Raw genomic sequence first — 9,573 nt, forward strand, 5'->3', positions numbered from 1 at the left:
TTTGACTATCTGCTCACCAAAACGCTCATAGATGAGGGATCACGCACTCAGCCATATGCTATTCGAGCACGGTGATCGCGAGAAATCAGTTAAGGCATGGGCATGAGGCCTTGCATGGTGAGAAGATGACCTGTCTGCTGACCAGTCCGACATACTCCGCCGGTTACACTCTATGATTCAATATGCCGTCAATTGCGGCACTCCATTGGGTGAGATAGCCCGTCGCCGATTCTACGTTACAGCGGTATCTTGAAGAACAGCGATGTCCGTTTCCGACCCCCATTTGGTCATTCGTGGCAATCGGTTCGTGACCCGAAAGCGGTCGTTCCGATTGGGTGGAAGCGAGTTGCAATGTCGATGCTGCGTGTCTCGACCATCACGTCGTGGAGAAATTTGCGCTTCGCGACGCGAAACACGCAGCGCAGGTTCGACTCGCCATATTGCTCCAACCGAAACAGCCAATCGTCACCGAAATCGACATAGACCGGACAACCTGCGCTAAGCCAAGTCTTACGAGGCCGAACCCAATCATATTGCTGATGGCCATGATAATTTGCCATCACCTCGCGGTGAATATCGCGGAGGGGATGAACGAGAACCATTGATCCGGTTCCTTGTATGGCATCGGGATTTTCAGACCACCTCCAAAAGACGCCATCGCTCGCTCCATTCATGCCGCGCTGAGCCGGGTACCACACCAGATCAGCCGCCATCTTCGACTTCGGATCGGGGAGCATATGGTAGAGGTCGAAGTTGTCCCGGAAACTCCGCCCGTCGATGACCCATACTAGATTTTGATAGAACGTCTCGCGCGAAATGCGCTCGGCGTCCGTCATGCTGGAATGTTGGACTTCGATGTAGATACCAGTGGGCGTCTTGATGTCGGCGCGGTGTATCTCGCCATCGGGAGCCGTGTGTGAAACCTCGCGGCACGATACGGGAAAATGGTTCTTCCATTCTCGGTGCCACTCGGTTTCGTTCTCCCACCACGGGTCGCAGTCGCGTTGCCCTTCATGAGCCCAATGATGCATAACACGCGGCCCGCACTTAGCGAGCATCACGGCTCCGCACATGGGGCAGCTTGCCTTGCCGCGAGGAAACGCCTCGACAGGTTCGCCGTTCAATAATGCGAGTTGTATGATCGATCTCACTTGATCTGCAAAATCTCATGATAGTGCCGTTTCGGAAATGGCTCAACGGCTAACGGACGCATAGCAGTCGGCAGCGGAAACCTAGCGAACGTCTGCTTGCGTGGGGTCGGCTTCCTAGAAGCAATATATCCACAATCCACCCCGAAGTGGCCGGACCCGACCCCATTGCCGCAGTTCGAGAAGCTTCCGGCGTCGCCGGAATTTGCCATTCGTTAGTCCGAACGGCAGAGCTGGAACCGTGAGCAGACAGTCAGCGGTTGACGTCTGGAAGAGGATAGCTACCGCAGGGCGCGCGCTCCAATATCTCTTGTGCGGCAATCCCTTCATAGTGGAGACATATGGTGAGGACAGATATAGGCGTGTGATACGATCCGGATTGCCAGCCGCGACGTTGGCGATATCTTGATTGAAGAGGGTTTAGCTGGACGCTGGCCTGATGGTCGCGAATTTTGGCGTTAGGAAAAGATCATGTCGTCGTTTGGAGATTCTCTATTTTCTGACCGCTTTGGCTTCCAGGCTCCAGACGCGGAGATCACCGTTCGCGAAGACGCGCCCGATGTCGTGCGGGATGCCGTCCTCATGCTCGGCTACGATTCCGGCATCGGTCCTGACAGTATGCGCGACATTGTCTGTGGAGTGCTGTTGCGCCGACCGGATCCGAACAACTGGTCGCAGGGCAACGTTGAGAATGAAGTCCAATACCTTATCAATGACGCCCCTTGGTATAAGATTTACGACCTCGCGGAGCGGATCTACGCGAAGATGCTCGGAAACTACAACTACAGCGGCAAAGATGAGGAGTTCGCTCGCCGTTTGAACGGGGTATTCCGCGAGCACGGCATTGGCTGGAAGATGGAGGGCGGCCGCATCGTCGCCAGGGGTTCCGAAGTCTTCGAAATCGCCACCAAGGATGCCGTCTCCACCATGACTGCGTCTGGTGCGCCAACGGCCGCGAACGAAATTCACGAAGCTTTAAAGGATATATCCAGGCGCCCCCAGCCTGACGTTTCCGGGGCGATCCAGCACGGGATGGCCGCCCTGGAGTGTGTTGCCCGGCAATACGACGCCACCACCGACACGCTTGGGCCGATCATTGGCCGGTTGAACTTACCCAAGCCCATGGACGACGCGATTAGAAAACTATGGGGCTTCACCTCCGAACGAGGGCGCCATTTGCTCGAGGGACGCGACCCGCAATTCGAGGAAGGCGAGCTGGTGGTCACGGTGGCTGCGGCTGTAAGCGTCTACCTGCTTCGAGAGAAGGCCCGGTCCGGTCGGTAGCTGCGCCGTCTAGAAGGGGACGTCGTCCGACAGCCAACTGACCTCCGGCACGGCACCCGGCGGCAATGGAATGTTGATCACCACGAACAGGTTCAGAATGTCTTCTCGATCCATGAATAGTATTTGTGCACGCTTACTCTGATCGAGCTTGCCCCCAAGCCAGTTCCTGGCCTGCTTTGTGATTTCTCCTCCGGCAATGATGAACGCATGGTCGACTAGGACGCGGCGGTTGAGTTCGGGGTCAAAAATCTCGTAGCCTAGCATCATCGAGACCTGGTTGTGAATCTCGGCCACGTTGGAGTTGCCGGTCTTAGTGACCCCGGAAGAGTCGATCTTACCCTTCTTAGCCTGGATGCCGAAGTAGATCACATGCATGGTCGGTAGGGTGTGTACCGCATCCAGATGTCCTTGCCGTATTCCAATTGCTTGTCGGCATGTCCGGCGGCCGTGATGCGGTGGAATCCGAGCTGCCGGAACATCGGCAGGAGGACCTCCTCGATAAGCTGGTCCTCACTGCAGACGTCGAGGTATGCTGCCAGCTGCTCGCGGCGTTTTACCTCTTCGGGCGCCAACGGCCGATGTGGGTTCGAGGCCTCGGAGACTTTCTTCGTCGCGATGTGCCGGATCTGGAGCGTTCCAGTATCGTCGAAGTAGGCTTGGTAGCCTTCCTTCTTGAAGGGCACGTTCAAGGTTTCCAAGGCTTTCGCGCGGTCTAGATCATCGTCAACTGCCTCGGACTTGTCCATCAAAACTCGAATGACATGCACGAACCGCGGCGGTAGCGTGTATGGCTGAGGTGAAGGCTCTGCCAATAGCTCTGTCAGGCGGTTCGTCGCCCATGCCCAACGGGTCGATCCGTCATGGACGAAAGGCAGGTCACAGTCCTCAAAGAACTCTGTGATGTATTTGCTCGATCGATACGGGAAGTGGGCGCTGTCACCGATCACGCACTCGGCCAATGCACGCATATTTCTCGACTTGAACTGCATCTAGATTCCGCGAGTCGCATGATTCTTGCCGCAACTTAACAGCAAGACGGAAGCTCGTCCTACAGCATCGTGACCCATAGTCGCGGCCCGCACCGCGGTTCCGCGCTCCCGCCGCCTGTTGGCCTCGTCCATCGCTGAAATGACTTTGATCGCCCTGTCGTGGTGCAGGTTGCCGGAACGGCAACCTAGCGCTCCAGCGCCGGTACTGGATCCTGCGTAATGATCCAGGCCTCCGCTCACGAGGCATGCAGGGTTTCTTACGGTCCGCTTTGCCAAGGCTGGGAGCTCAGATCGGACGGTCCGCAACCTACCCCGAAGATCGATCATGCCAGATACTCCCGAGATGAGTAGAGGCCATCCGCAGGCCGGATGGCCTCTACAATTTCAGATCTCAGTTTGCTCTGCCAAAAGCAATGCGTCTTCGATGTCGACACCTAGACCTTGATTGGCCAAGGGAATAACGAAGAGACGCCAGCAATGGGGCCGTTAGCGGAATGGCGGCAATCGGGACATTTCAAACGAGAAGCGGACGTAGCGGCGCTAGTGCCCGAAACCGGAACCGGAACCCGCGATGTCGCTGTAAGAATACACTTATGCAACATCCAGTGCGCGACGTACCTTGGTCTGACAGAAACCGTTATCCAGTCGTCTATTTCCACTAGAAGTCGTAACAAGCGCACTAATCGTTGCTTCGGCGGACCGATAAACGTTGATGGATTTTGGGAACCGAGTATTCTTCAAATATTAATGGTAACTGTCGCCCCGTCGCGATAGGTGTGGTGTGGAGGGGGGCACCTTGCCGACAGCGTCAACTATCACAATCGCGGAAACGATCGACTTGCTCGACGGTCCGCAGAAGAGCTTTTCCGAGGGATTTCAGGCTGGGCAGTACGCTCTCTGGTTGGGATCTGGCATTTCGCGGGAACGCGTGGTCGGGCTGGACGGCGTACTGTCCAAGCTGCTCGAGAACCTACGCTTGCGCATCACCGGCGCCGATTGTGATCACCATAGCGCCTTCGACGCTATCCTTGGTCTTGCCGACCTGTCTGCCGACGAGAGAGCACAAGTTGACCTCGCGCAACCGGTCGGGTCATGGCCGATCCACGATGCACTCATTGACCGGCTCTGGAAGAAGTACTCCAAGGTGCTGGGCACCGAGGTTCAGGACCGGCCCTTCGACTACCTGCTATGGGACGTCCTCGAGTTCGCGACGACATTTGCCGCGCAGAAGGCCGACGCCGAGCACCTGGCAATCGGCATGCTGGTTTTGGAAGGCGTGGTAACGGATCTTGCCACGGCCAACTGGGATGGCCTGCTGGAAGCGGCAATGGTTGAACTCGGTCGGCCGAACGAGACGTTCCGCGTCGCCGTCACCGGGGGCGACCTGCAGGGACCGTTGGGGATCGGGACATTGTACAAGTTCCATGGCTGCGCGAACCGGGCAATTGCGAACGAAGCCGAGTACCGGCCACTGCTCGTGGCGAGAGAAGCAGCCATTACGCATTGGGCGCAGAACCAGCGCTTCCAACAGATGCGGGGACAGCTCCGGGCACTTATTGCGCGTGCAAGAACGCTGATGGTCGGCCTCTCCGGACAGGACACCAACATCCAGCAGTTGTTCGGCGCGAATGGTTGGGTCTGGAATTCCGTCCCGGCGCCGATCGTGTTTGCCGCCCAGGAGCTTTCTGAGGGACAAAAATCTATCCTCGAGGGTGCGTACCAGGGGGACTATGAGGCCAACCGCGACCAAATTCGGACGGATGCTACCTTGCCTGCCTTCGGAAAACCATTGCTGCTGGCGCTGCTGCTCAGAACAATGTTCGGCAAGCTTGCCGCTCTCGCAAGTCTGCTAACGTCGCCAGCCCTTGGTGCTGCGGGCAAGCAGAGCCTCGTCGATGGCCTGAAAGCGCTTGAGGGTGCCGCGGCGCAGGCTGGGAACGCCAACCGGTACGAGTGTACCCGAACAATTGCCGCGTTGATGGGCCGGGTCTCCGAACAATTTCTCGGGGGTCCGGGCAGCGCTGGCCGCCGCCCCTACATGCCGCTGAGTACGCAGCCGGCACATCTGATGCAGCAGGACCCGGCGGTTGGGTTCTCCGGCAGACCGGAAGCCGCCGCCGCACTGGGCCTGATCGGCAAGGGGCTTGTCGCCAACCAATGGTCGGTTGCGATCGACGATCCGGAGCTTTCAACGAGCGGGGCCCTGCGACTTGTCGCTCCGAAGGCCCAGGCCCGCGTGTTTCTCGCCGCGAATGACGACAACATCAACCAGCTCGTCGCGTCCGGGGCATTCGGCGAGGCAGACGACGACGTCGTCGTCATCTGCTCGCGCAAGGTCACGCCCCGGCAGCAGAGAAGCCCATCAAAGTCTTGGCGGACAGGTAAGGCACCGCCGCGCTATGTTAGCGTGAGCGACCTGCTCGAGGGTTCGGCATCGTTTGACGAGGTCCAGAGCAGATTCAACTCTGAGGTCGGTCTATGACGACAGCGGAAACGGTCTTTGAGATCCTGACAAAGGAGGGTGGCTATCGATCGCTCGGCAAGTCGATCAGGATCGGTTCGCAGGCTTTCGATTTCACGCATGTGCTGGTGGCCCGCGAGAAGGCCAACGACCTTGTCATCGTGATCGAACTCACCGGCGCGTCCGAAGACACACATGTCACGCGGTCGGTCCTCGCCTTTACCCGTGCGCTCGATGTGCTGAGCTCGAAGCGATCTGTAACCGCCGTTCTGACATCGGGTCAGGCCGACAACGACCTAGTGAACTCGATCAGTCGCGTCTGCCGCGTGCTGCCGGTCGGCGCACCGACAGGGCCAATGGCGGAAGAAGTGGTGCGGAACTGGCTGGCCGTGCTGCTGCCGCTGAAGAGCCCGCCGCCGGTCGAGCACCTAGCCGACTGGAAGGCCAACCTCGAAAAGCAGCTTAAAAACACCGATGACAAGCCGGCTGTCGCCCGATTCGTGCAGCTGGCCGAAGGGGGCAAGGAGACGGTGGAGGCGGCGCTTGCCCTAGAGATCTCGACGCTTGCCGACAAGGTGCTCGAGGACGGAGCGGCGCAGTCATGACCCCACGGTTGAAGTCGCTCTCGATCCAGAATTTCCGTTCCATGCGAGGATCCGTGGTCATTCCACTCGATGCGCAGGTGGTGCTGGTTCACGGCACCAACGGTATGGGCAAAACCAGCTTAATGTCGGCCATAGAGCTTGGGCTTACAGGTTCCATTTCCCATCTTGAGGACCAGTCGAAGTACCACGACTTCCTAACCCATATCGACACGCCTGGTGGTTCGATCCAGCTTGCCGTTGAAGGGATGCAGGGTCGTTCGACCGGCGCTGGCCAGGTCACGTTCGCTCCGGGTTCGTTCGACGCGACGCCGGTGCTCAATGCCGCCGATGCCGATTTCTTTGCGGAGCGCTGCTACCTGCCGCAGGCAGTGTTGGGTCGGCTTCTGGACATCTACGACCAGAAGAAGACCACGAACTCGCGGCTGACGGAGTTCGTGAAGGAGCTGCTGCGCCTCGACGCGCTCGACGCCTTAGTGGACGGCCTTGATCATGCGTTCCACGTTACCCGTATACGGAAGCTTGCTCCGGTCTATAAGCAGCTTGAAGACGCTCGCGATCTGCTCGACAAGCAGCTCGAGCGAGAACGGTTAGGCATCGAGACCGCCCGGGAGGCGACAACGCAGCGCATCTCCCGCCTCAACGAACTGCTTGCCGTTCTGGACCCCACCGCAAAGGTGAGTGCCGGTTTCGATGCCGCCGCACTGCGGGCTTGGGTTGGAGAGGGGGACAAGGATCAGGCCGAACTCGCCAGCGTCGCCCAGCAGAGCTCGGAAGTGAGCTCGTTGTTGAGCCGTATCGAGCAGACTTCGGCAGGAAGTCCCGACGCCGAAATCTTGGCGCTGGAGCGGGGTGCTGCCACCATCGGGTCCGAGTACGAGACGTGGCTGAACGGCCCTGGAGCGCAGATCACCCAGGCGCTGGAGGTCCTCAGAGAATTCCATTCCGAGCTTTCGCCACTCGATGGCGCCAACGTCGAGGATCAGGTCAAGGATGCTCTGAAATGGTGCGTCGACGAAGTCGATCGCTGCCAGCGGTTACTGGACCAGCACGGCGCGGCGAGTCAGCAGCTGACGGCAGCGAGAACAATAATCCAGAGGACGACGACACGTATTGGTGAGATCAACAAGGCGCTCGAAGTGGGCGCCAAGGATGCTCGGACCTTGGCCGCGGCCCTTGCGGGCATCGCGCCGCATGTCGAAGGGGACATGTGCCCGGTTTGCAACCGTGACTACGCGGAGGTCGATAGTGGCCCCCTGACCGCGCACATTGCGGCCACAATAGCAAACCTCACGTCGGAGGCAGGGCGTCTGCAGGCGCTCTCGACAGAGCGTGCATCGGAGAGCGAGCGGTTGACGACGGCGCGGCGGGACGAGGCGACTGCCGAGCGGCTGGTTCTGCAGCCAGACGCGCTTGTGGATCTGCGCCGACGCCAGTCCACGATCGCGTCGATCAGGTCAAGGCTTGAACCATTGGAGCGCGATGCCGCTGACGGGCAGAGCCTCTTCGTCCGCCTCGATAATGCTCGGCGGAGCCTTGCCGGCACGAGACGCGCGGGGCTGCAGTCGGCGTCCCTGCTTCCCGAGATTAATGATGCGGTGGAACGAGCAACCGGCCGACCGACGACGAACTTTTCGGGCCTGCGAGAGGCCCTCGAGGCGGCAACCGCAGCGCTTTCGGGCCGTCTCAAGGCCGTCCAGGCGAAACTTTCGTCGCGCGTCTCGGTCGAGACCGAACTCGACCAGTATGCCCGCGAGGCACAGCTGCTGTCGGACCGAGTAGCGCGGGCCACCGAGCTGGAAAGGCGCGTTGCGACGATGAAGGGTGCCTTTTCGTCTATTGGCGAGGTGCGGGAGCAGGCCAAGGCCATAGCGACCGCAGCAACCCATGTCCGTTCGGGGATCGTCCGCGACGTTTTCAGCGAGTCGCTCAACAAGGTCTGGGGCGACCTGTTCGTTCGGCTTGCTCCCAATGAGCAGTTCATTCCGCAATTTCGGCTTCCCGATCAGGGGGATGGCAAGGTGGAGGCTGTGCTCGAGACGTTTCATAGGTCAGGGCAGTACTCTGGACCTCCCGGCGCCATGCTCAGCCAGGGCAATTTGAACACCGCGGCTTTGACCTTGTTCCTTGCGCTTAACCTGTCGATGCCGTCGCAGTTGCCATGGTTGGTGCTCGACGACCCCGTGCAGTCGATGGATGATGTTCACATCGCCCAGTTTGCAGCTCTGCTGCGATCGTTTTCCAAGGGTCTCGGCAAGCAAGTCGTGATCGCTGTGCACGAGCGTGCGCTGTTCGAGTATCTAACGCTTGAATTAAGCCCAGCCTTTGCTGGCGACAGTTTAATTACCGTGGAGATCAGTCGCAATTTCGCCGGCGACGCCGTAGCGGATCCTCACTTCTATGCGTTTGAGGACGATAAGGCACTTGCTGCCTAACCTACGCACCAGGAAGAAGACATTCAAAGTGCAACACCCTGAACCTGGCGACAAATACCAGAATTGGCGCAGACAGATTGGAGGGTGAGCCGGAAACCTTTGGGACGTGCCGTCTCAGAGCAGAATCGACGAACATGGTCCTTCGAACGGCGTAGTCAGCGAAGATGCTGACGGCCCAGCCCGGTTGGACAGCCGCCGCCAGGTTCTGGAAAGAAGGCAATGTCTACTTTCGGCGGCGGTTCCGAATAGTCGCAACGACCGGAATAGCGGCGCGTTGCCGTCGAAGTTTACTGAACGCGCGAACGGCGGCTTTCACGACGTAGTCGCCCGAATTCTGCCAGACCGCTTTCCACCCCAAACCAGACTTTGACCAGATCAAACAAACGGAAGATTTCTGAGGATTTTGCAGCAAGTTGATGTTGCTGCTTGTCGTCGTCAGCGGAAGCTCAACCGCGCGCACCATAAACGATCATGATCTCTGCCATATCATCCAGTATATCATCAGGAATCCGAGCATCACGCCAGACGCAATATGCGAGCGCTAAAGCAAGCAGTGCATTTGGATCGTTGTCATGAATGGCTCGCGCAACACTGCGGCCGAGATCCACTTTTAACCTTTGCGACGAAAGGTCACGAAAATCCTCCACGATCTCA

General features: G+C 58.8%; 8 protein-coding genes. 4 read left to right on the forward strand and 4 right to left on the reverse strand.

Going from position 1 to position 9,573, the window contains the following annotated elements:
* Positions 1-287 precede the first annotated feature (287 nt).
* Positions 288-1,073: a competence protein CoiA gene (locus ACFPLB_RS11000; protein WP_378229543.1), complete on the reverse strand. Its 786-nt coding sequence runs from the start codon at positions 1,071-1,073 to the stop codon at positions 288-290.
* A gap of 546 nt (positions 1,074-1,619) precedes the next feature.
* On the opposite strand from ACFPLB_RS11000, the gene ACFPLB_RS11005 reads away from it, so the two are divergent.
* On the forward strand, positions 1,620-2,432 hold the full coding sequence (locus ACFPLB_RS11005) for an AbiJ-NTD4 domain-containing protein (protein ID WP_378229545.1): 813 nt from the start codon (positions 1,620-1,622) through the stop codon (positions 2,430-2,432).
* Between the two features lie 9 nt (positions 2,433-2,441).
* On the opposite strand, the gene ACFPLB_RS11010 is transcribed toward ACFPLB_RS11005, so the two are convergent.
* Positions 2,442-2,801 (reverse strand): hypothetical protein, encoded by a 360-nt coding sequence (locus tag ACFPLB_RS11010; protein ID WP_378229547.1) that lies wholly within the window; start codon positions 2,799-2,801, stop codon positions 2,442-2,444.
* Complete coding sequence (locus ACFPLB_RS11015) at positions 2,798-3,421, reverse strand: hypothetical protein (RefSeq protein WP_378229549.1); 624 nt, start codon at positions 3,419-3,421, stop codon at positions 2,798-2,800. Before ACFPLB_RS11015 ends, ACFPLB_RS11010 begins: the two co-directional genes overlap by 4 nt.
* A gap of 838 nt (positions 3,422-4,259) precedes the next feature.
* Here ACFPLB_RS11015 and ACFPLB_RS11020 point away from each other — a divergent pair.
* From ACFPLB_RS11020 to ACFPLB_RS11030, 3 genes are read left to right on the forward strand one after another with little or no spacing between them, the layout of a single operon-like run.
* Positions 4,260-5,903 (forward strand): SIR2 family protein, encoded by a 1,644-nt coding sequence (locus tag ACFPLB_RS11020; protein WP_378229551.1) that lies wholly within the window; start codon positions 4,260-4,262, stop codon positions 5,901-5,903.
* Positions 5,900-6,487 carry a hypothetical protein gene (locus ACFPLB_RS11025; protein WP_378229553.1) on the forward strand — a complete coding sequence of 196 codons (588 nt, stop codon included), beginning with the start codon at positions 5,900-5,902 and terminating at the stop codon, positions 6,485-6,487. The genes ACFPLB_RS11020 and ACFPLB_RS11025 overlap by 4 nt, the downstream gene beginning before the upstream one ends.
* Complete coding sequence (locus tag ACFPLB_RS11030) at positions 6,484-8,919, forward strand: AAA family ATPase (RefSeq protein WP_378229555.1); 2,436 nt, start codon at positions 6,484-6,486, stop codon at positions 8,917-8,919. Before ACFPLB_RS11025 ends, ACFPLB_RS11030 begins: the two co-directional genes overlap by 4 nt.
* 446 nt (positions 8,920-9,365) lie before the next feature.
* On the opposite strand, the gene ACFPLB_RS11035 is transcribed toward ACFPLB_RS11030, so the two are convergent.
* Positions 9,366-9,573, reverse strand: a 208-nt coding sequence (locus ACFPLB_RS11035) for a hypothetical protein (protein ID WP_378229557.1), incomplete at its 5' end; no start/stop codon positions are given.

Source organism: Aquamicrobium segne (assembly GCF_042656785.1).
Classification (GTDB): domain Bacteria; phylum Pseudomonadota; class Alphaproteobacteria; order Rhizobiales; family Rhizobiaceae; genus Mesorhizobium; species Mesorhizobium segne.

Coding starts and splice junctions, on each gene's coding strand:
- ACFPLB_RS11000 (WP_378229543.1), bottom strand. CDS start 1,073: ATGTGCGGAGCCGTGATGCTCGCTAAGTGCGGGCCGCGTGTTATGCAT.
- ACFPLB_RS11005 (WP_378229545.1), top strand. CDS start 1,620: ATGTCGTCGTTTGGAGATTCTCTATTTTCTGACCGCTTTGGCTTCCAG.
- ACFPLB_RS11015 (WP_378229549.1), bottom strand. CDS start 3,421: ATGCAGTTCAAGTCGAGAAATATGCGTGCATTGGCCGAGTGCGTGATC.
- ACFPLB_RS11025 (WP_378229553.1), top strand. CDS start 5,900: ATGACGACAGCGGAAACGGTCTTTGAGATCCTGACAAAGGAGGGTGGC.
- ACFPLB_RS11030 (WP_378229555.1), top strand. CDS start 6,484: ATGACCCCACGGTTGAAGTCGCTCTCGATCCAGAATTTCCGTTCCATG.